General features: G+C 63.3%; 17 protein-coding genes and 2 pseudogenes. 5 read left to right on the top strand and 14 right to left on the bottom strand.

What is annotated here, in order from left to right; genetic code table 11:
• Nucleotides 1–94 precede the first annotated feature (94 nt).
• From RB548_RS09930 to RB548_RS09900, 7 genes are all read right to left on the bottom strand, one after another.
• Nucleotides 95–3,271: an efflux RND transporter permease subunit gene (locus RB548_RS09930; protein WP_331374758.1), complete on the bottom strand. Its 3,177-nt coding sequence runs from the start codon at nt 3,269–3,271 to the stop codon at nt 95–97.
• A complete protein-coding gene (locus tag RB548_RS09925) occupies nt 3,268–4,695 on the bottom strand; it encodes an efflux RND transporter periplasmic adaptor subunit (protein ID WP_331374757.1) in 1,428 nt (475 codons plus the stop codon). Before RB548_RS09925 ends, RB548_RS09930 begins: the two co-directional genes overlap by 4 nt.
• Entirely contained in the window at nt 4,692–5,096 is a 405-nt protein-coding gene (locus RB548_RS09920) for a FixH family protein (protein ID WP_331374756.1), read from the bottom strand. The genes RB548_RS09925 and RB548_RS09920 overlap by 4 nt, the downstream gene beginning before the upstream one ends.
• Before the next feature lie 145 nt (nt 5,097–5,241).
• Nucleotides 5,242–5,616, bottom strand: a complete 375-nt coding sequence (locus tag RB548_RS09915) for a hypothetical protein (RefSeq protein ID WP_331374755.1) — start codon at nt 5,614–5,616, stop codon at nt 5,242–5,244.
• An 82-nt stretch (nt 5,617–5,698) separates the two neighbouring features.
• Entirely contained in the window at nt 5,699–6,292 is a 594-nt protein-coding gene (petA, locus tag RB548_RS09910; protein WP_331374753.1) for a ubiquinol-cytochrome c reductase iron-sulfur subunit, read from the bottom strand.
• A 284-nt stretch (nt 6,293–6,576) separates the two neighbouring features.
• Nucleotides 6,577–6,987 carry a cupin domain-containing protein gene (locus tag RB548_RS09905; protein WP_331374752.1) on the bottom strand — a complete coding sequence of 137 codons (411 nt, stop codon included), beginning with the start codon at nt 6,985–6,987 and terminating at the stop codon, nt 6,577–6,579.
• Nucleotides 6,988–7,182: 195 nt separating this feature from the next.
• The gene (locus tag RB548_RS09900; protein WP_331374751.1) at nt 7,183–7,932 is read right to left on the bottom strand and encodes a DUF4336 domain-containing protein; all 750 of its coding nucleotides are present in this window, start codon (nt 7,930–7,932) and stop codon (nt 7,183–7,185) included.
• Nucleotides 7,933–8,154: 222 nt separating this feature from the next.
• Between RB548_RS09900 and RB548_RS09895 the strand changes: the two genes are divergently transcribed.
• The 3 genes from RB548_RS09895 (at nt 8,155) to RB548_RS09885 (ending at nt 11,135) form a co-directional block, all read left to right on the top strand.
• On the top strand, nt 8,155–8,814 hold the full coding sequence (locus RB548_RS09895) for an ArsR/SmtB family transcription factor (RefSeq protein ID WP_331374750.1): 660 nt from the start codon (nt 8,155–8,157) through the stop codon (nt 8,812–8,814).
• Between the two features lie 52 nt (nt 8,815–8,866).
• Nucleotides 8,867–10,111 (top strand): MFS transporter, encoded by a 1,245-nt coding sequence (locus tag RB548_RS09890; protein WP_331374749.1) that lies wholly within the window; start codon nt 8,867–8,869, stop codon nt 10,109–10,111.
• Between the two features lie 238 nt (nt 10,112–10,349).
• A complete protein-coding gene (locus RB548_RS09885) occupies nt 10,350–11,135 on the top strand; it encodes a DUF1194 domain-containing protein (RefSeq protein ID WP_331374748.1) in 786 nt (261 codons plus the stop codon).
• Nucleotides 11,136–11,273: 138 nt separating this feature from the next.
• Here the strand turns inward: RB548_RS09885 and corA are convergent, their stop codons facing one another.
• From corA to RB548_RS09870, 3 genes are all read right to left on the bottom strand, one after another.
• Complete coding sequence (corA, locus tag RB548_RS09880; RefSeq protein ID WP_331374747.1) at nt 11,274–12,239, bottom strand: magnesium/cobalt transporter CorA; 966 nt, start codon at nt 12,237–12,239, stop codon at nt 11,274–11,276.
• A gap of 377 nt (nt 12,240–12,616) precedes the next feature.
• Nucleotides 12,617–14,347, bottom strand: coding sequence for a Na/Pi cotransporter family protein (locus RB548_RS09875; RefSeq protein ID WP_331374746.1), 1,731 nt, complete (start codon nt 14,345–14,347; stop codon nt 12,617–12,619).
• 241 nt (nt 14,348–14,588) lie between these two features.
• Nucleotides 14,589–15,290, bottom strand: coding sequence for a winged helix-turn-helix transcriptional regulator (locus tag RB548_RS09870; protein WP_331374745.1), 702 nt, complete (start codon nt 15,288–15,290; stop codon nt 14,589–14,591).
• Nucleotides 15,291–15,640: 350 nt separating this feature from the next.
• On the opposite strand from RB548_RS09870, the gene RB548_RS09865 reads away from it, so the two are divergent.
• On the top strand, nt 15,641–16,228 hold the full coding sequence (locus RB548_RS09865; RefSeq protein WP_331374744.1) for a DUF1326 domain-containing protein: 588 nt from the start codon (nt 15,641–15,643) through the stop codon (nt 16,226–16,228).
• A 24-nt stretch (nt 16,229–16,252) separates the two neighbouring features.
• Entirely contained in the window at nt 16,253–17,083 is an 831-nt protein-coding gene (locus tag RB548_RS09860) for a DUF2182 domain-containing protein (protein WP_331374743.1), read from the top strand.
• An 84-nt stretch (nt 17,084–17,167) separates the two neighbouring features.
• Here RB548_RS09860 and RB548_RS09855 read toward each other — a convergent pair.
• The 4 genes and pseudogenes from RB548_RS09855 to RB548_RS09840 form a co-directional block, all read right to left on the bottom strand.
• Nucleotides 17,168–17,287 (bottom strand): annotated as a pseudogene (locus tag RB548_RS09855) (sugar phosphate isomerase/epimerase); the annotation flags it as partial.
• Between the two features lie 103 nt (nt 17,288–17,390).
• Nucleotides 17,391–18,107: pseudogene (locus tag RB548_RS09850) on the bottom strand (sugar phosphate isomerase/epimerase family protein); the annotation flags it as partial.
• Nucleotides 18,107–19,312, bottom strand: coding sequence for an NAD(P)/FAD-dependent oxidoreductase (locus RB548_RS09845; protein ID WP_331374742.1), 1,206 nt, complete (start codon nt 19,310–19,312; stop codon nt 18,107–18,109). The pseudogene RB548_RS09850 and the gene RB548_RS09845, both read right to left, overlap by 1 nt.
• A 160-nt stretch (nt 19,313–19,472) precedes the next feature.
• Nucleotides 19,473–20,417: a substrate-binding domain-containing protein gene (locus RB548_RS09840; protein ID WP_331374741.1), complete on the bottom strand. Its 945-nt coding sequence runs from the start codon at nt 20,415–20,417 to the stop codon at nt 19,473–19,475.
• Between the last annotated feature and the right edge of the window lie 7 nt (nt 20,418–20,424).

Genomic DNA, 20,424 nt, shown 5'->3' with positions numbered 1-20,424 from the left:
CGAGGGCGATGACCAGAAGCGCGAGGATGCCGATGCCCCCCATGCCCCACATCATGCCGCTGCCCATCATATCGTTCATCATGGCATTCTCCCTTCATTCGGCCGCCTCCTTCAGAGGCGCCGGTTCGAGCCCGGTGGCGGCCGGTTGGCTGCCGGAATTTTCCGACAGCCGCCAGCCCTTGACGAGCCCGTAGATGGCGGGGATCACCGCGAGCGTAAGCACGGTCGACGAGATCATGCCGCCGATCATCGGCACCGCGATCCGCTGCATGATTTCCGATCCGGTTCCCGTGCTCCAGAGGATCGGGACCAGGCCGGCCATGATCGCGACGACGGTCATCATCTTGGGCCGGACGCGCTCGACCGCCCCGACCATGATCGCTTCGTGCAGGTCGGCTCTCGTGAAGGCGCGCCCCGCGGCCGCACATGCCTCGCGCTGCTCTCTCAATGCCTGGTCGAGATAGATCAGCATGATCACGCCGGTTTCGGCCGCGACCCCGGCAAGGGCGATGAAGCCGACGACCACGGCAACCGAGGCATTGAAGCCAAGCCACCACATGAGCCAGATGCCGCCGACCAGCGCGAAGGGCAGCGACAGCATGACGATCAGCGTTTCGGTGAGCCGCTTGAAGTTCAGGTAGAGCAGCAGGAAGATCAGCGCCAGCGTCAGCGGCACGACGATCGCCAGCCGCGCCTTTGCCCGTTCCAGATATTCGTACTGGCCGCTCCAGGCGACCGAATAGCCGGCGGGCGTCTCCACGCTTTTGGCGACGGCTTCCTTGGCTTCGGCGACGTAGCCGCCGAGATCGCGACCGGCGATATCGACGAAGACGTAGACGACGAGCTGCCCGTTCTCGGTGCGGATCGTCGTCGCACCGCGCGAAAGCTTCACCGCGGCCACCTCGCCGAGCGGCACGCTGCCGCCGCCCGGAAGCGAGACCTGGACGTCGCGGGCGATCGATTGCGGATCGCTCCGGAAGGCCCGGGGATAGCGCACGGCGACGCCGTAGCGTTCGCGGCCCTCGACCGTCGATGTGACCACCTCGGACCCGAGCGCCGTGCCGATCACGTCTTGTACGTCATCGACGCTAAGCCCGTATCGTCCGAGCGCCAGCCGGTCCGGCACGATATCGAGATAGTAGCCGCCGATCACGCGCTCGGCATAGGCGCTCGACGTGCCGGGGATCGTCTTCAGCACGGTCTCGACATCGCGGGCGATCCGTTCCATTTCCTTGAAGTCGGTCCCGAAGACCTTGACGCCGACGGGCGTGCGGATACCGGTCGACAGCATGTCGATGCGGGCGCGGATCGGCATGGTCCAGGCATTGGAGACGCCGGGGAATTGCAGTGCCGCGTCCATCTCCTGCTTGAGGCTGTCGATCGTGACGCCCGGCCGCCATTCGGACTTCGGCTTGAGCGTGATGATCGTCTCGAACATCTCCGTCGGTGCGGGGTCGGTGGCGGTCAGCGCCCTTCCAGCCTTGCCGAAGACCGTCTCGACCTCGGGGAACGACTTGATGATGCGGTCCTGCGTCTGCATCAGCTCGGCCGCCTTCGTGACAGACAGACCGGGCAAGGTCGTCGGCATGTACATCAGCGTGCCTTCGTTGAGGCTCGGCATGAATTCGCTGCCGATCTGGCGCGCCGGCCAGACCGTTGCGGCAAGGGCCGCAATCGCCAGCAGGATCGTCAGCGTCTTCGCCTTCAAGACACCCGAGATGAGCGGCCGGTAGATCCAGATCAGGAACCGGTTGAGCGGGTTTTTGTGCTCCGGCACGATCCGGCCGCGGACGAATACGACCATCAGGGCAGGGACGAGCGTGACCGACAGAAGGGCTGCCGCCGCCATCGCGAAGGTCTTGGTGAAGGCAAGCGGTCCGAACAGTCGGCCTTCCTGCGACTCCAGCGTGAAGATCGGCAGGAACGAGACGGTGATGATCAGCAGGCTGAAGAACAGCGCCGGACCAACCTCGCTCGCGGCCTTGATCAGGACCTCGGTGCGGGGTTTATCGGGCGGGGCACGCTCCAGGTGCTTGTGGGCGTTCTCGATCATGACGATCGCCGCGTCGATCATCGCGCCGATGGCAATCGCGATGCCGCCAAGGCTCATGATGTTGGCGCCGATGCCGAGCGCGCGCATCGCGACGAAGGCAATCAGGATGCCGATCGGCAGCATGATGATGGCGACGAGGGCGCTGCGGACATGGAGCAGGAAGGCGATCGTCACGAGCGCGACGACGATGGACTCCTCGACGAGCGTTCCCTTCAGCGTCTCGATCGCCGCCTCGATCAGCTCGGAGCGGTCGTAGACGGGCAGGATTTCCGCGCCTGCGGGAAGGCTCTCCTTGATCGCGGCAAGGCTCTTCTTGGCGCTGTCGATCACCGAAAGCGCGTTGGCGCCGAAGCCCTGCAACACGATGCCGCTGGCAACCTCGCCTTCGCCGTTGAGCTCTGTGATCCCGCGTCGCTCGTCCGGAACCGTCTCGACGCGGGCGACATCGCCGAGCCGGAGCGGCGCGCCGCCCTCGGTCAAAAGGACGATGTTCTCGATGTCCGCGGTGCTTTGCAGATAGCCCTTGCCGCGGACCATGAACTCGAATTCGGAAATTTCGACCGTGCGCCCGCCCACGTCGCGGTTGCTGGCGCGGATCGCGTCGGCGACCTGTTTCAGCGTCACGTTCTGGGCTCTCAGCCGTGCCGGATCGACCACAACCGAATATTGCTTGACGAAACCGCCGACGCTCGCGACCTCGGCGACACCCTCGGACTTCGAGGCCGCGAAGCGCACGACCCAGTCCTGCAGCGAGCGGAGTTCCGCAAGCGACAGTTCCTTGGCGACCAGGGCGTACTGGTAGACCCAGCCGACACCGGTCGCGTCTGGCCCGAGGCTCGGTGATACGCCGTCCGGAAGACGGCTCGAGGCGGCGTTCAGGTATTCGAGGACACGGCTGCGCGCCCAGTAGGGATCGGTCCCGTCCTCGAAGATCACGTAGACGAAGGACACGCCGAAGAAGGAGAAGCCGCGCACGACCCTCGATCGCGGCACCGTCAGCATCGACGTCGTCAGCGGATAGGTGACCTGGTCCTCGACGACCTGCGGTGCCTGGCCGGGATAATCCGTGTAGACGATGACCTGCACGTCGGAAAGGTCCGGAATGGCGTCGAGCGGAAGCGTGCGCAGGGCATAGATGCCCGCCGCGATCGAGAGTGCGGCGCCCACGAAGATCAGCACCAGATTGCGGGCGGACCAGGCGATGACGCTGGAAATCATGGCTGCACCTCGCTCGCGGCAAGCGCGCTGATCGCCGCGTTGAGATTGCTTTCGGCGTCGAGCAGGAAGTTGGCGGAGACCACGATCTTCTCGCCGGCTTCGATCCCCCTGGTGATCTCGGTCCGGTCGTCGCCGCGGATACCGAGAGCAACGTCGCGCGGCTCGAAACGGCCTTCGCCCTTGTCGACGAAGACAAGCTGGCGGTCGCCCGTGTCGATGACGGCGCTGTTGGGCACCGCGACGACCGGATCAGGCTCGGCGGAAGCGATCTCGACTTCGGCGTAGGTGTTGGCGAGAAGCAGCCCCTCCGGGTTGGGAAGCTCGATGCGAACCTTCGCCGTCCGGGTCTCCGCCTGAAGTTCGGGATAGATCAGGTCGACGGTGCCGTTGAAGACCTTGCCCGGGAGGTTTCGCACCCTGACGGCTGCGGGCGAGCCCTTGCGGATCGTTGCGGCATCGAACTCCGGAACGTCCGCGATCACCCATATCCTCGATGCGTCGGCGATGCGGAAGAGGACGTCGCCCGCCTTCGCCATCATGCCGGCGGTGGCGCCACGTTCAAGGACGACGCCGTCGCTCGGCGACAGAAAGGCCATGTTGCGGGGCACGGTGCGGTGTCTAGCGATTGCCCTGATCGCATCCTCCGGCACGCCGAGGTTGCGCAGTTGCAGCGCGCCTCCGATATCGAGGCCCGCTTTGCCGCCGCCGCGCAGTTCCGTCGCGTATTCCGCGCCCGCCTTGGCGATCTCCTTCGAGTAGAACTGGAAGAGACTGTCTCCCTTCTTCACCCGGTCGCCGGTCGTGACGTTGGCGACGCCCTCGATGAAGGCGTCGGCCCGCATCGAGACGATCCGGACCAACCGCTCGTCGAAGGTGACCGTGCCGGGGACGCGCACCTTGCGGGCAACCACGGTACGCTCTGCCGTGGCGGTCCTCACCCCGGTCCGCTGCAGCTTGCCCAGCGAGACCTTGACGACGCTGCTCTCCGCCTCGTCGCCCTCGTAGACCGGGATGTAATCCATCCCCATCGAGTCCTTCTTCGGCACCTTGGAGGTGTCCGGCAGGCCCATGGGATTGCGGTAATAGAGGACCTTCCGCTCGCCCGCGGCCGAGGCGGGTGCCGGTTTCTCGGAGACCGCCTTTACCGGCTCGAAAGACACGTCCTCGCTTTGCCGCACGGCAACGAAGGCGCGGCCGTCGGCGGTGTCCTTCGGTGTCGCCGAATATTCCGGGGTTCCGTCGGGATGGCGGTAGTAGATGATCTCGCCCGTCGGCATGGCCGCGGGCGACATGGTTTCCCCGAGCGCCGGCCCGGAGAAAAGATCGGTGACATTGCCGGCAAGACCACGCGTGCCGGCCAGATAGCCTCCCCCGCCGGCGACGGCGAGGGAGCCAAGGAGGAGCACGAAGCTGGAGGTCCTCACGGCGTTGCCTTGAGGATGAGTTCGCCCTCGACGGTTTCGGCCTCGCCCTGGACCTTGGCCGCCAGCTTGAAGCGCCAGCCGCCTTCCATGCTGAGGTTCGTCTTGAACCGGTAGACGCCGGGTTCGGCGGACGGCATCGCCTCGACCGAGGTGGTCATCGCTTCCATGCCTTCCGGAGCCATATCCAGCCTTGTGGTGAAGATCACCGCATCGGGCACGGGTTTCGCTGTTCGCCTGTCAACGAGGCGAACGGCGACGGTTGCTTCGGGGCTCTGAGCGACCTCGGGCTGAACGAGCTGGAACTCATAGTCCGTGGCAGCGGCAAAGGATGTGGTTGTCGAGGCCAGCGCGATGGCGAGCGAGGCAAGGATGCCCTTGGGGAAAGTAAGGCTGATTGTCATGTAAATCTCACCTGGGACGGGCTCTCGGCCGCGTCCTTGAAAAACAACGATGGTCGGACGCACCTGCCGCCGCGTCTGCTTTCATCAACTTTCCGGTTGAAGGCAGGATGCTTCGGGCAGGGAGTCCCGTGAATCGCGGGTGAGATCAGGCTTTGGGCGGTCGGGCCGGCGGCTCTACGATGGCCGACGGCAGTTGGCTTTCCTGCAGGAAGGCGTGCGACAGGTAAAGCGAGGCACGGTCGACGCGCCAGCCCGCCACGCTGTCTTCATGAGCCAGGATGGTGGAGGAGCAGACCAGCGCCAGAGGGCAGGTGCTTCCGCACTCGTTCTTCTGAACCGGCTGCTGCTCCGGGCAGCAGGACATGTCATCGGCATCGCGCATGTCCGCCATGGCTTCCATCCGCATGTCGGATGAAAGCGCCATCGCACTTGCGGTTGTGCTGATGCTCACCGGACCGAGCACGATCCCGAGCAACGCCAACAGACAGAAGAAGCGCCGGAGCGCGACGACGACAGACATGTGTATATGGATGGCATAGCGCGATCGCCATTGGAAGACGCTCACGGAAAGTTGCGACGGACCGCCGCAGCACCAACCAAGCTCATGCCGCAACGGCTTGTCCGATCCGCACCACGGTATCGGAAATGAAGGCCAATGGCGGGATGGCGAGGTTTTCCGGCGCCGGACCCTTGCGAATGCGGCCGGCGGTATCATAGTGCGATCCGTGGCATGGGCAGAACCAGCCGCTGAAATCGCCCGCCTGTCCAAGAGGCACGCAGCCGAGATGCGTGCAGACGCCGATCATGACGATCCAGTTCTCCTTTCCCTCTCCGGCGGAGCGGGCGAGGTCGGTCGCGGCCTGATCATGGTCAAGATTGGCATTTCGCGCGATCGGGTCCTTGAGTTCCTCGATTGCGGTCGCTTTCGCCGATTCGACCTCCTTGGCGGTGCGGTTGCGAATGAACACGGGCCGGCCGCGCCACTTGACCGTCAGCGACATGCCCTCGGTGAGCGAGGAAATGTCGACCTCGATGGAGGCCAGCGCAAGTGTCGATGCGTCCGGTTGCATAGCGTCGATGAATGGCCAGCTCGCAGCGCCGACGCCGACCACGCCCGCCATTGCGGTCACCAGATAGAGAAAATCCCGTCGGGTCGGTTCCGACGTGTCGTTCGCGGGTGCCGGATCTACAGCCATGTCACTACCGCCCCGTTTACAGAAGAGGGGCCGTGCCCACAGCGCCGTGCGTCGCTTCGGACGCGCAAAGGTCGCTGTCGCAGTTTCATTGATGCATATTCTATCCCTAAATCGGCTCCGATTTAAGGACAAGAAACATGCGTAGGCTGGCTGGATCCCTGTGACAAGCACAGGAATGAGGATTGGGGGGAGATGCCGTCCTTCCGGCTTAGATAAACCCGCTCCGGGTCGCTGTGCAGCACAGGAAGCACCCCGGAGCCGGCGGCAGGAATGCCGATTTTCGATCAATCGTCGGGGATCGTAAGTTCGGTCTCTTCCGTGTCTACGACGAAGACTGCGAGGATCTTGGCATCTTCGGTATCACTGGCATTGGCGCTGACCTGATGGTGATCGCCAGGAACTTCAGTCCAGTTCTCGCCGGTATTATAGACCTTGACCTCGCCACCATTGACCTGGCTTTTGATGCGCCCCTGGATCACCGTCGCAGAGATAAAGGCGCTCTTGGCATGCGTGTGCGAGGGGTTGTGTCCACCGGGTCCGTATTCCACCAGGACGCCCCGCATGCTCTTGCCCGGAACATGGGGCAGCTTGTGGTCGAATATCGTTGTGACCTTGGCGTTGTACGGTTCGTCGGCGAAGGCGGGCGCGGCCGCAATCAATGCGAAGGAAAAGGCAGCAGCAATGGGCCTGAACATCAGGTGTCTCCTCTACATGGCCGGAACCTGGGGGCTCCTGCTGCGATCTAATCAAGGAATAGGCGGCTGGAGACTAGGTATACGTTGGTTTGCGGCGCCTCGGCGTGCGACCTTTTTCGCAAACGACGATCAACGCATCGCCGCGGCAGCGAGTACCTGCTCCTGTTTCAGATCGGGCTTGCGTGAGGGCCGATTTCAAGGAGGCGGCCCGCCAAATATCCTCCGAATGACGTCATCGCCACGGGACTCGAAACACCGGCCGTGGCTGAGCACAATGCGCTCCGGCCGCCAGGAGCGGATCTTTGCGAACGCTGCTTCAGCCGTTCGCCGCTGCAGCAGTAGCGGCAGCCGCATGCCAAAGAAGATTTGCCCGCGTGGATGATACATTCCGCTGAGCTTTGTCGCCGTTCGCCAAGGCTCGGGCATCTTGTTCAACTCGATGTTGATGATCGTATCCGTGAGAACAAGCGTCTTCGATCTCTTGTGGTAGAAGATGAACTCCTTGAAATATCCACCGGGAAAGAGCGTCTGGTCGATGTCTTGCCGCCATTCCTCGGGCGGATCGAGGTCGAGGTCCCGCGCGAAGGTGACCTCGATGCGGCGAGCGCGCGCCCTTTGGCGCACACGCGGCGAGGCCCATGTGATCGCATCGGGAAAGGCCCGCGACCACTCCCCGATATGGGCGTAGTGAAATTGGTTGGGCGAAACGAGGTGACGGATTGCGCCCAACCGCTGTAGCTCGCGTGCAAGCGCCTCATCAAATTTGATCGGCGAGTGCAGGAACAGATCACCATTCGAGAGGCGCACGACGGTCATCCGGGTGGTGAAAGGCAGCGGTAACCTGACGCCACCCACGGTCAGGTACTCGAATGGTCCATCGACTATCCCGATATCTGGCCCTATCGACTTATACAGGTTGATTGGCTCATAGAGAGAGGCACCCACAGGTCATCTCCCGGACAGCTTTTAGCATGAAGTATGTCCGATCACGTGACGTCTGCAATGGATCCGATTAGGCCGCTGAACGGGCAACCAACAGCGCCTCGCCGCTTGCGAGCAAGAATACCCGGCGATGCATCCCGGACCTTCCGCGCATCTCCTCCGCATTTACAGGAGCAATCATTCAAGTTATTAATTGAATGATTATTCCTCCTCGGATCATTTGCCATGACAAGTCCAAAGGTCCGGATTTACGAGCAGCTCGCCGAACTGGCGAAGGTGCTGGGCAGCGCCCATCGTCTGGAACTGATCGAATACGTGGCGCAGGGCGAGCGCTCGGTGGAGCGGCTTGCGGAGCTGACGGGGCTCACGGTCGCCAATACCTCGCAGCATCTGCAATTGCTTCGCCGCGGTGGCTATGTGCGCTCCCGGCGGGACGGCAAGCGCGTGCTTTACCGCCTTGGCGACGGGCCGATCCTCGACCTCGTGGCGTCGCTGCATGGCTATGCGGAAAAGAACAGCGCCGAGGTGAGGGAAATCGTCGGCGACTACTTCGGAAAGCTCGATCAGCTGGAACCGGTGAGCCGCGAGGACCTGCTCGGTCGCCTCGACGAGGGCGGCGTGACGCTTCTCGACGTCCGTCCCGAGGACGAATTCAACCTCGGCCATCTGCCCGGAGCCTTGAACGTCCCGCTCGGTGAGCTCGAACAACACCTGTCGGCGCTGCCGAAAGACCAGGAGATCGTCGCCTATTGCCGCGGACCCTACTGCATCCTGTCCTTCGAGGCCGTGGCGGCGCTGAGGGCGAGGGGATATCGCGTCCGCCGCCTCGAGGATGGCTTTCCGGAATGGAAGGCGGCGGGATATGCGGTCGAGGTCTCGCCGTGAGGGGCGGCCGGGCGACGCTCTCGTCTCTCGGTGACGCTCGCGGAGCGTGACGATGGCTACGAAGAGCGGCGCGCCGACGACGCCCGCTATCCGGCTCGGGCTTGCGGAAAACTGGCCGCAATTCGCGCTGCTCGTGCTGATCAACGCCTTTGTCGGCGGCATGGTCGGGATCGAGCGCACCGTCGTGCCGCTGATCGGGGCGGAAGAGTTCCACATCGCCTCGACGACGCTCGTCGTTTCCTTCATCGTCAGCTTCGGCGTGGTGAAGGCCCTTGCCAATCTCGTTTCCGGCCAGTTGGCCGACCACTGGGGGCGCAAGCGCGTGCTCGTGCTTGGATGGCTTTTCGGGCTGCCGGTTCCATTCATGATCATCTCGGCACCAAGCTGGGAGTGGATCATCGCCGCCAACGCGCTGCTCGGCATCAACCAGGGGCTCGCCTGGTCGATGACGGTGATCATGAAGGTCGATCTGGTCGGGCCGAGGTCACGCGGGCTTGCGGTGGGGCTGAACGAGTTCGCGGGCTATCTCGCCGTCGGGCTGACGGCATTCGTCACGGGCTATCTCGCGTCGGAACATGGGCTCAGGCCGGCGCCGATCTATCTCGGCATCGGCTACGCCGTCCTCGGGACGCTGCTCTCGATCCTCGCCGTTCGCGACACGCGCGATCACGTGCGTCTCGAGGCTTCGTCACATCCAGAGCAGCCATCGCCGATCGGGTTCCGCGAGGTCTTCACGCTGACCTCCTTCCGCGACCGCAACCTCTTCGCTGCCTCGCAGGCCGGGCTCGTCAACAACCTCAATGACGGCATGAGTTGGGGCATCTTCCCGCTGTTCTTCGCCTCTTTCGGCCTCGGCGTCGAGCGGATCGGCATTCTCAAGGCTGTCTACCCGGCGACCTGGGGCATCCTCCAGATCGCGACCGGCCCGTTGAGCGATCGCTGGGGGCGCAAGGGGCTGATCGCCTGCGGCATGTGGGTGCAGGCCGTCGGCCTGTTGCTGACGGCATGGACGCGCCAGTTCGAATGGTGGCTGGTCGCCAGCCTCCTCATCGGCCTCGGCACCGCCATGGTCTATCCGAGCCTGATCGCCGCCGTCTCGGATGCCGCGCATCCCGCCTGGCGCGCCCGCGCGCTCAGCGTCTACCGGTTCTGGCGCGACCTCGGCTACGCGATCGGGGCGCTCATGGCGGGGCTGATCGCGGACCGTTTCGGCCTTGCCGCGGCGATCGCAGCGGTCGCCGCCCTCACATTCCTCTCCGGCGTCGTTGCCGCCGCCCTTATGCGCGAGCCGTCCTGAGAATGAGCGCGGCAGCGCGTAGCACTTTGAATTGCTGCATGTTTTTATCCTTAAATCGGATGCGATTTAAGGAGACATGCAGCAGTCCACACGGCAACGGCCTCATTTTTAAGTCCAGAGCGGCCATGCGTGACTCCGCTTTGCGATCGTGACCGGAGCCGCTAATATACCCTTCGGGGAAGGGGCGTTGTTCACCGGACCTGCTCGTATGCAGGTCCTCCGACGTGGGGGCAGCGCAATGCTCAAAGTGCTGGCATTGATCCTGGCGTTCAGCGGGATCCCGACACAGGCGGCAGCAGAAGAAGAGGTCGATGTCGAACTCGTGCTTGCCGTCGACATGTCCGGCTCGATGGACATGGAGGAAGCGCGGGTGCAGCGCTCCGGCTATCTGGACGCGCTGAGGCACCCGGATTTCGTCAACGCCGTGAAGGGCGGCTATCTCGGGCGCATTGCCATCGGCTATTTTGAATGGGCGGGGCTGGTGAACGAGGACTCCGTGATCGCCTGGCAGGTGATCGACGATGCCGAGGATGCCGAAGCCTTTGCCGCCAGGCTCCAGGCCCGGCCTGTCGGGACACGGCGGGGGACCTCCATCTCCAGTGCGATCCTGTTCGGTACATCGCTTATCGACTCGAATGCTTTCTCCGGGGTGCGCCGAATTCTCGATATTTCCGGCGACGGGCCGAACAACACGGGGCCGCCGGTCGGGCCCGCGCGCGTCGCTGCGCTCTCTCGCGGCATCGTCATCAATGGGCTTGCGATCATGATCCGCCCGTCGGGAACCGTCGGTTCCCTCGACCGATATTATGGAGATTGCGTTATCGGCGGGCCCGGCTCCTTCGTGCTTGCCGTGCACGAGGCGGAGGACTTTGCCGTCGCTATCCGCCAGAAGCTGATCCTGGAGGTGAGCGGTCGCGCCCCGGCCTTGCATCTTCGTCTCGCTGCGAGCGAGCCTGCCACGGACTGCGGCGAAATCCTGAGGCCGACCTTCCTGGAACCTGTCTCGCCCGAGCTGAACCGATAGGGATCGGCGCGCATTACAGCGCCGCGCGTCTTGTCAGACGCGCAAAGGACGCTGTAGCACTTTGAATTACTGCATGTTTTTATACTTAAATCGGCTACGATTTAAGGAACATGCAGTAGTGAACCCGGGTAGCCGACGTCAGATCCAGCCCGCTCGCTTGAAGCGGACGTAAAGGACGGAACACAGCGCGGCGATCACTGCAAGGACCGCGAAGTAGCCGTAGCGGGTTTCCAGTTCCGGCATATTCTGGAAGTTCATTCCGTAGATCCCTGCAATGGCCGTCGGGACGGCGAGGATCGCCGCCCAGGCGGCCAGTTGGCGCGTGATCGTGCCCTGGCGCTGCTGCTCCAGGAGGTTGCTCGCCTCGAACACCGAGGTGATGACCTCGCGCAGGCCGCTGACCATGGCCTCGGTGCGCCTGACGTGGTCGAGCACGTCGCGGAAATAAGGCTTGGCATGATCGTCGATGCACGGCAGATCCAGGTTCGTCAGCTTGCCGACCACCTCCGACATCGGGCCGAGAATGCGCTGAAACAGGATCACCTGTCGACGCAGACGGAAGATGCGACGGATTTCCTCGCGCTCGAGAAACGCCACGAGCATATGCTTTTCCATTGCGAGCACTTTGTCCTCGATCGTCTGCACGATCGGGAGATAGCCATCGACGATGAAGTCGAGGATCGCATGCAGCACGTAGTCCGGCCCCTTCTGCAAGAGCTGGGGCGAGGCCTCCAGTTGCGAGCGCAACTCGGTATGCGCGCGCGCCGATCCCTGCCTGACGGAGATGATGTGGTTTCGCCCGACGAACAGCGACGTCTGGCCGTAGGCGATCTTGTCGCCTTCGAGGTGCGCGGTCTTGGCAATGACGAACAATTGCTCGCCGTAGATGTCCACCTTCGCCAGCTGCTGCGAGCTGAGCGCGTCCTCGACCGCGAGTTGATGAAGCCCGAAGGCCTTCTGGACGGTCGCCATTTCTTCGGCGGTCGGGGCAGAGAGGCCGATCCAGGCGAATTCATTGTCACTGAAGGAAATCGGCGTGGCGGAGAGCGGCAGTTCCCCCGCGCGCTTTCCATCCCGGTAGGTGAATGAGGCGACGACAGCCATGATTTTCCTTCTTTCCATTCCCGCGGATCCGCCGGGATGCCGCCAATCGCCAATGCGGCGCGGTTCCCGCGCAAGATGGCGAGGGCCGACTGCAACAGCGATCGTAGGCACGCAGCATGCCTGCCGCGTTATCGTGAATGACGGCCCGATGTTCAAGCTCCATAGTTGCAACCCGCGCACCATCGCGTCCGACAAGCGGTCGTTCTCCGTGTTGCATCCCCTCTTGCCCACGGCAAGTTGTGGCCCTCTTCTCGCAGGTCCGCTCGGACCCTTGAGTCGTGCCTGCCCAGCCGCTGCATCGGGTAAGCGGCGAAGCCGATGCTACCAAATGGCGGAACGAGGTGCTGTAGGCGGGAAGCGAACGGTTGCCGGCTGACTCAACTGGCCGCGTCCTCGTGCCTTCCGGCCGTGGCGCTTTCCGGTTGGGACGAGGGGAGCAGATTGTCTTGCACGTTGTCAGGCGTGCCGCGGCCGAGGAGATGCGCCGCCGAACGCCAGGCATGATTCACAATCCCGTCGAGCCGTCTCGCGGTGTCGATCCTCGTCAAGGCTTCCGCGGCGGTCAACTTTCCCGGCGCGACGGAGGAGAGGGTCGCGGCGCGATAATCCCGCTGAAGCGAGTCAAGTTTCCCCGCTGCGTCCTCCACTGCGGCCAGCGCCGTGGCGACCTCGGACGAAACGCTCCAGCCGATGGGTGCGGCCTGCGCGCTGAGCGCGCTTTCCGAGGTTATCGAACCGCCAACCACCTGTGTCGCGCTCATGGCCCTTGTGCACAGTTCGGTGGCGCGGAAGTCATGGGGGGTTCGGCCCGGCTGCCCCGGGAGCCCGTCGTCGGCCAGCGCCTCCACGAGGCGCGAGACGTGATCAAGCGCGTGCAGCGTGCTTGTCATGCGGTGCCGCTCGGCCTCCGTCTCGGGCGGCTCCTTCAATTCGGACAGGAAGTCGCGCACCTCCTCGAGCGCCGCGGCGGCCGCCGCAATGCCCTGCGCCGGGGGGCGCGCCTCGCCCGAAAGTGCTGCAGAAACCGAGGCGGTCGTTGTCGTGAGGACGTCCGCAACGACTCGGCGGGCGGTCTCGACCGCGATCACCGGACTGGCAAGCGCGCTAGGATCGAGCGCGCGCTGAAGCGCCGTCTGCCTGGAGGGCAGGAGCCGCTCCACGATACGGGTGAAGGATTGCGTCGCCGGAAGGAGCACCGCCACCCCCACGACGTTATAGGCTGTGTGGTAGGCGGCAAGAAGTGTCATCCCGTCGACCGACGCGAGTGCAGCCCGCATCAGCGACCCCGTGAGCGGAAATGCGACGACCGCGATGAGCGCCGCTATCACCTTGAACAGCACATAGGCAAGCGCGAGGCGCTTGGCCGTCGCACTGGCACCGATAGCCGCCAATGCGGAGCTCGTCGCTGTCCCGATATTCTGCCCGATGATCAGCGCCGCGCCCTGTTCCAGGCCCACCGCCCCGGCATAGTAAGCCGAAATTGTGACCGCGATGGCGGCCGTCGACGACTGCATGACTGCGGTCATCGCCAGGCCGACGATAATCAGGGTCATGAGGCCAACCGACCCTGCGGCCCACCCGACCCCTGGCATGCCGAGCACCGCGGGCAGGTCAGACGGATGCAGGCTTTCAGCAAGGCCTCCCATGCCCTGCTGGAGGGTCGTCAGCCCGTAGAGCACCAGGGCAAAGCCCGCGAGCGCGCCGCCCGACGCGGCAATCCGCCCGCCGCCCAGCAACCTCGCCAGCGCGCCAGCGAAGATCATTGGCAGCGCATAGGCGGAAAGCGAGACGCGCACGCCGATCAGCGCCACGAGCCAGCCTGTTCCTGTCGTGCCGACATTGGCGCCGAACACGAGGCCGAGCCCCTGCGGAAAGGTCAGAAGCCCGGCGCTGACGAGGCCGATCGTCGTCATCGTCACGGCACTCGACGACTGCACCAGCAACGTGACGACGGCGCCCCAGAGGGCACCCGATAGCGGCGTCGCCGCCGCCTTGCCGAGAACGGTGCGCAGCGCGGATCCCGCCAACGCCTTCAGGCCGTCGGTCATGACGGTCATCCCGAGCAGGAACAGCCCGATGCCGCCGAGAATGGCAATTGCTGTCGACATGCACGCCTCGTCCCGTAACGGTTGGGCCTTTAGCTCGCAGTCATAGCATCAGCCGACCCAACGCCGATAGCCTCCCGTTGCACTGACGTGCGCGTCCATTTGCGATTGCGTCAGCACGGGAATCTTCCGAGCGGTATTGGCGAATGGCGGTTGGGGGGCAAACCGGAGTTCGCGCAAGCGCCGTCGATGTCGGCACTGCGCCATTTCCCTAACTCGCCATAGCGATAAGCTCTGTAAACCGCTATGCGGAGACCAGCTTCTTTTCGGCCGCGAAGGGGCTCAGGCCAAGCCAAGTCTGCATCTGGCTCGCCACCTGACGATCGCCCGTGAGCACAAGCTTTCCATCGCCCATCGCCTGGCGGACAGTCGTTAGTCCCATCCAGATAGCAGTCATGGTACGCAGGTCGGTGGTGACGTAGAGGTCGATATCGAAGCCGGGATCGACCGCGCAGAGATCCACCTCAGCGCCAGGCTCGACGAGAAGCCACCACCGCCGGCGAGCGGAAGGCAGTTCGGGGTAGAGGAATTGAATCACGCAGCGCCGCGGCGGCAACGTCGTGGGATCGAGATTGCGGTGTATGTCCCACATCAACAGCGACGGATCGAGATGTTGCAGGGAAACATCGGCCTCGAACCAGCGTTGGCCCCATATGCCCATTGTCTCGACCACCGGCTTCAAGTCCCGTCCGGCAGGCGTCAGATGATACTCAAGAATTCCCGGCTCGGTCCGCGAAGCAACGCGACGGACGATGCCGGCCTCCTCGAGATCGCGCAGCCGCTTGACCACGAGGGCCGGCGACATGCGCGGCACGCCTCGGCGCAGATCGTTGAAGCGCGTCGAGCCGGCCATCAGTTCACGCAGGAGCAGCATCGTCCAGCGCGTGCACAGCACCTCGGCAGCCAAGGCCACCGGACAGAATTGTCCATAGCTTGCCTGTGCCATGATGAACCTCCTCCCCCCAAAGCGCGCCGCATTCGATTGGAGCCATGCGACGCAGTTTAGGTCTTTGCTTTGATGCATGTTTTATCGTTAGATCGGCTACGATCCAGCGAAACAGCAGTCGGTTCACCATACGCTACGGCAGGTGGTCTGTCCTGGCTAGTTCAGATTCTAAACCGGGGCGCTTCAGTTCCTGAACTAGAGCGCGCGACCTCTCTTGTGCGATCTCCGTAATCGTCGCGCCAACCTCGGCGCAAGGATGGGAGGATCCGGGAATGGGAGACCAATGGGTATTTAAGAGCGAAACCTACGATAACTGCAATTGCGCCATGAATTGCGGATGCCAGTTCAATTTGCCAAGCACTCATGGCTTTTGCCAGTCCGCCTACATCGGCAACATCGTTGATGGCCAGTTCAACGACACGCCGCTCGCGGGCCTGAACTGGGCGGCTCTGTACAAGTGGCCGGGTGAAATCAAGGACGGAAACGGCCGGCGCCAGATCATCATCGACGAGCGTGCGGACAAAGCTCAACGGACCGCGCTTGAAACGATCATCTCGGGCGCGGCCTGCGCGCCCTTGAGCAATCTCTTCGCCGTCTTCGCCAGCACCTGTTCCGATTTTTGCGAGACCTTGTTCCTTCCGATCGATCTCAAGGCGGACTTCGACGCTCGAACCGCGACCGTCGCGATCCCCGGTGTCCTGACGAGCAGCGCCAGCCCGAAGATCAACGAGTTCACGGGCGAGCCGTTCCACATCGCGCTGGCGCGACCGAGCGGCAGCTTCGAGTTTACCTACGCCGAGCTTGGGCTCGGTACAACCTCGGTCACCGGTGACATGGAAATGGCGTTCGAAGACTCATGGGCCGATTTTTGCATTCACCACTTCAACCAGGATGGCCTGGTCCGGGAAAGATCAAGGCTCACGGCATGGCTCGGATAGTGTCGAGTCAAAGGGCTTAAAGAGATGTCGATCGATGCTGCTGTCGAGAGCGCCTTGAAGCGCGACAGGATTGTTTTCCTCGCTGCACTTTCCATCGTTATCGTGATCGCGTGGACATATGTTCTGGCCGGGGCGGGCATGAACGTGTCGGGCCTCGAGACGATCTGCGCCACCCCGGGCAGAGCAGGCATACCGATGATGATGCCCGCCGTCTGGGACATGAGCCACGCCGCACTGATGTTCATCATGTGGTGGGTGATGATGATCGCCATGATGCTTCCCTCGGCGGCACCCGCGGTGCTTCTGTTCGGCGCGATGAGCCGCCGGCAAAAGGAAAAAGGCAATCCATTTGTCCCAACCTCGCTCTTTGCCTCGGCCTACCTGATTGCCTGGGCGGGCTTCAGCATTGTGGCAGTCGGCTTGCAGTGGGGCCTGGAGCATTCGGCGCTGCTGTCGCCGATGCTGGATAGTGCAAGCGCGACGCTCGACGGCACGCTGTTGTTGTTGGCGGGTATTTACCAACTGACCCCGCTCAAGCGAGCCTGCCTGCGCCAGTGTCGCTCTCCGCTGCAATTCATCCTCACCCATTGGCGCGGGGGAACGATTGGAGCGTTCCGCATGGGAATTGAGCAGGGCGCCTCGTGCGTCGCCTGCTGCTGGTTCCTGATGGGTCTCCTGTTTTTCGGCGGCGTCATGAATCTTTACTGGATGGTGGGTCTCACGACATTCGTTCTGCTGGAAAAGGTTCTTCCGATGGGCTCCCGGCTGGGCAACCTTGTCGGCGTAGCACTAATCGTATGGGGCGCGGCCAAGCTGGTGGAGGAGATGTCGCTTCGTTTCCTGGAGTTGGTTTGAGCTTGCGCTTGAGGTGCTTCAGAACCTCAAGGAGCATACGGCTGCTGCGGCGCTCACTGCCTGTTGCGCCGCGGCCGCCCGTGGTCAGCCCTCGGCTGTGCCATCCCAGAGCTCGCGCACCATCTGCCGAAGCAGCAGGGCCTCCGCCCACCTGTCCGTCGAGTCGTTGCCGTCTCTCCCCGTGATCGCGTAGGGCTTGGGACCTACTGCATGTTTCCTTAAATCGTACCCGATTTAAGGACAAAAACATGCAGCAATTCAAAGTGCTACAGCGTCCTTTGCGCGTCTAATAAGACGCGCGGCGCTGTAGTTCGCAGGTGAAGATGAGTTCGGCGTCAGCGGCGGCGCGGGACCGCCAGTTGCGAAAGCCGTACTCCCACCATTCAAGAAACAGGTCGACCCACGGGCGGTGATGCGCGAAAGAGATCTCGACCTGCACCTGCTCGCGCGAGGCGACGCGGCCGTGAAACGCCTGTGCATTCCGGAGAATGCGCCGGATCAGTGCATGGTTCTCCTCGTCGACGGGATAAGCGAATTCCCGCCCGACCAGAAAATGCGAGAGGTCGGCCAACAGCGGCAGTTCGGGCCGCCGCTCCAGCAAGTCGAGCGTGAAGAAAAGATCCGTGGTCATCCGGTCGCGATGCGTTTCGATGAACACGGGAATGCCTGCGTCTTCGGCAAGCCGCATCCATCCGTCGAGGAGCGGCAGGCAATCCTCGATCCGGCGCGGGCGGATATCGGGTTGCAGATTGATGTGGCTGACAGGAAATTCCGCGGCAAGCTCCAGCGGCAGGCGCAAGCCCTCGACGCTGCGGGGGAAGCAGACGCCTTCGACCTTCAATCCGGTGCCCTGGATGGTTTCGTTCAGGCGAACGACATCCCGCCGGTTGGTGTAGTGCGCACTGATACCATCGAATCCCGCCTCCAGGATCATGGCGATGTTGTCGTCGAGGCTGCGTTCGTGCCCGTCCGTGTGCCGGCGCTCCATGGCCCACAGCGACTGGAAGACAAGCAGCTCTTGCATCAGGCGGCCCGCGCGCTCTTCAGAAGCGTCTTGAGGTTCACGCCGGGATCGGTCAAAGCGGCCGGATCGGGGCTGACGCCGGCGGCAATCAGCATCTCAGCCAATTTGATGTCCTTCGCCAGACTGTTGCCGATGCCGAGACCCGCCGCAGCCACGAGGCGTCCATCGTCCAGGTAAAATTCCAACTCGCCTTCGCCGAGAGGGCGCACGACGCGCTGATGCGCTGGCTGCGGCAACCCCGCTACCTGGAGGCCAAGATCGTACTGATCGGACCAGAACCACGGGATGGCGGTAAAAGTCTCGGCTGCACCGGCCATGTTCCGCGCCGCGGTTTCGGCCTGCGTCCTCGCGTTCCGCCAGCTTTCATAGCGAATGTGCCCGCCGCCGGGCTGCGTCGCCGCCGCGCAATCGCCGGCCGCGAAAACGTTTGGCGCACTGGTGCGAAGGCAGACATCCGTCAGGATGCCGTTACCGGTGGCCAGTCCGGCCGCTTCCGCCAAAGCAGTTTCGGGCAAGACGCCGATGGCGCTGACGACGAGATCAGCGGGCACCATGCTGCCATCGGTCAGGGTCACCCCACCGTCGCCGATTGCCACAACGCCGCGGTCCAGGTGGAAGCTCACACCTTCGGCGACGTGTCTGGCGTGCAGCTTTTCGGCAAAATGCTGGGGGACGGCGCGGCCCAGAGGTTTCGGCGCGGCTTCGATCACAGTGACCGCGACACCTTTTCCTCGAAGCACCGATGCAAGTTCCATCCCGATCAAACCGCCTCCGATGATCGCAATGCTCTGGCCTGCCTCAACATTGGAGAAAATCGCCTCGGCATCGGCATGGGTACGGAAGTCGAGCGCGAGCTCTCCACCAGGGCAGGTGAGCCGTCTCGGACGTGCGCCCGTGGCGAGAAGCAGCTTCTCATACCTCAGCACCCGCCCGTCGCTTAGGGTCACGGTTCCGGCGTCGGCATGGAGCTTCGAGGCCGACAATCCGGGAAGATAGTCGATGCCGGCGGCCTCCAGCGCTTCTGTCGCGCAGATCAACTTCATCTCAACCGCACCGTTCATCGGCTTCGATAGCGGCGGGCGCTCATAGGGCAGGTGAGGCTCGGCTCCGACCAGCGTGACAGATCCGGAATAGCCGGTTTCGCGCAGGGCGAATGCTGCTCGGGTGCCGCATTCCCCGGCACCGATGATGACGATACCGTCCATGTGCTCTCCAATCGCAAGAAGGCCGGCGCAACCGGAAGGGAGCGCCGGCTACTGCATGTCTCCTTAAATCGACCTCGATTCAAGGACAAAGACATGCAGCAATTCAAAGTGCTACAGCGACCTTTGCGCGTCTGATAAGGCGCGCGGCGCTGTAGGAGGATCAGTTCTGTTTGGCGTATTCGGCCATGTTCTTGGGCGTGACGAGCTCGAAAGGCACCCAGACCTCCTTGTCGACGCTCTTGCCGCGTGCGAGCGCCACGGCTGCGTCCACGGCGCTTGCCGACTGTCCCTTGGCGTTCTGGAACACCGTCACGTCGAGATCACCGGCGGCCATGGCGGCAAGGCCATCCTGCGTCGCATCGATGCCGACGACGATCACGTCATCCATCGACATGCCCGCGGCCTTGAGCGCCTGGGTCGCGCCGATCGCCATCTCGTCATTGTTGGCGAAGATCACGTCGATCGGCTGTCCGGCTGTGACCCAGTTCGTTGTCAGATCCATCGCGTTCGTGCGCGTCCAGGCAGCGGACTGCTCGTCGGCAATAGTCACGCCCTTGCAATCACCTGCCGCGAGCGTTTCCTTGACCGACGACGTACGGTCGCGCGAGGCCTGGTGGGCCAGATCTCCCATCAATATGTAGGCCTGCGCATCGTTTGCCTTGCCCTTTGCCTTCAGCAGCTCACAGGCCGCCTCGGCACCGAGCCTTCCCGAGTCGATTTCCTTCGAGCCGACATAGGCCTGCTTTTCGGGCAACTGATCGATGTTTTCCGGCTCGAGATTGACGTAGACGAGGGGAATTCCTGCCTTGCGAGCCGCCTCGCTGATGCCGGGGGCGGCGGAGGTGTCCGTCAGCGTCATGATGATCGCATCCACCCCCGCAGCGATGAAGTTATTCACCTGATTGATCTGCTTGGAGATGTCGGTCTGCGCATCCTCGATCTGGAGAGCGACCCCATCCACCTCGGACGCCCTTGCGTCGAGCCCCTGGCGCAGCAATGTCTGGAAGTTGTTGTCGAAGCTCTGCATCGAAACGCCGATCGTTTCGGCCGATGCGGTGCCCGCCATCAAGGCAGCCAGAACGGCCGCCGCAAAAGTCGATTTCATGTCATCC

The organism is Sinorhizobium chiapasense, from assembly GCF_036488675.1.
Lineage (GTDB): Bacteria > Pseudomonadota > Alphaproteobacteria > Rhizobiales > Rhizobiaceae > Sinorhizobium > Sinorhizobium chiapasense.
The sequence above is the reverse complement of the archived record's forward strand: the minus strand, read 5'-3'. Positions and strand labels throughout refer to the sequence as shown.

Excerpts from the sequence above, each read along its gene's own strand:
- RB548_RS09930 (WP_331374758.1), bottom strand. The coding sequence starts at position 3,271 with ATGATTTCCAGCGTCATCGCCTGGTCCGCCCGCAATCTGGTGCTGATC.
- RB548_RS09920 (WP_331374756.1), bottom strand. The coding sequence starts at position 5,096 with ATGACAATCAGCCTTACTTTCCCCAAGGGCATCCTTGCCTCGCTCGCC.
- RB548_RS09915 (WP_331374755.1), bottom strand. The coding sequence starts at position 5,616 with ATGTCTGTCGTCGTCGCGCTCCGGCGCTTCTTCTGTCTGTTGGCGTTG.
- petA (WP_331374753.1), bottom strand. The coding sequence starts at position 6,292 with ATGGCTGTAGATCCGGCACCCGCGAACGACACGTCGGAACCGACCCGA.
- RB548_RS09905 (WP_331374752.1), bottom strand. The coding sequence starts at position 6,987 with ATGTTCAGGCCCATTGCTGCTGCCTTTTCCTTCGCATTGATTGCGGCC.
- RB548_RS09895 (WP_331374750.1), top strand. The coding sequence starts at position 8,155 with ATGACAAGTCCAAAGGTCCGGATTTACGAGCAGCTCGCCGAACTGGCG.
- RB548_RS09890 (WP_331374749.1), top strand. The coding sequence starts at position 8,867 with ATGGCTACGAAGAGCGGCGCGCCGACGACGCCCGCTATCCGGCTCGGG.
- RB548_RS09885 (WP_331374748.1), top strand. The coding sequence starts at position 10,350 with ATGCTCAAAGTGCTGGCATTGATCCTGGCGTTCAGCGGGATCCCGACA.
- corA (WP_331374747.1), bottom strand. The coding sequence starts at position 12,239 with ATGGCTGTCGTCGCCTCATTCACCTACCGGGATGGAAAGCGCGCGGGG.
- RB548_RS09875 (WP_331374746.1), bottom strand. The coding sequence starts at position 14,347 with ATGTCGACAGCAATTGCCATTCTCGGCGGCATCGGGCTGTTCCTGCTC.
- RB548_RS09870 (WP_331374745.1), bottom strand. The coding sequence starts at position 15,290 with ATGGCACAGGCAAGCTATGGACAATTCTGTCCGGTGGCCTTGGCTGCC.
- RB548_RS09860 (WP_331374743.1), top strand. The coding sequence starts at position 16,253 with ATGTCGATCGATGCTGCTGTCGAGAGCGCCTTGAAGCGCGACAGGATT.
- RB548_RS09845 (WP_331374742.1), bottom strand. The coding sequence starts at position 19,312 with ATGGACGGTATCGTCATCATCGGTGCCGGGGAATGCGGCACCCGAGCA.
- RB548_RS09840 (WP_331374741.1), bottom strand. The coding sequence starts at position 20,417 with ATGAAATCGACTTTTGCGGCGGCCGTTCTGGCTGCCTTGATGGCGGGC.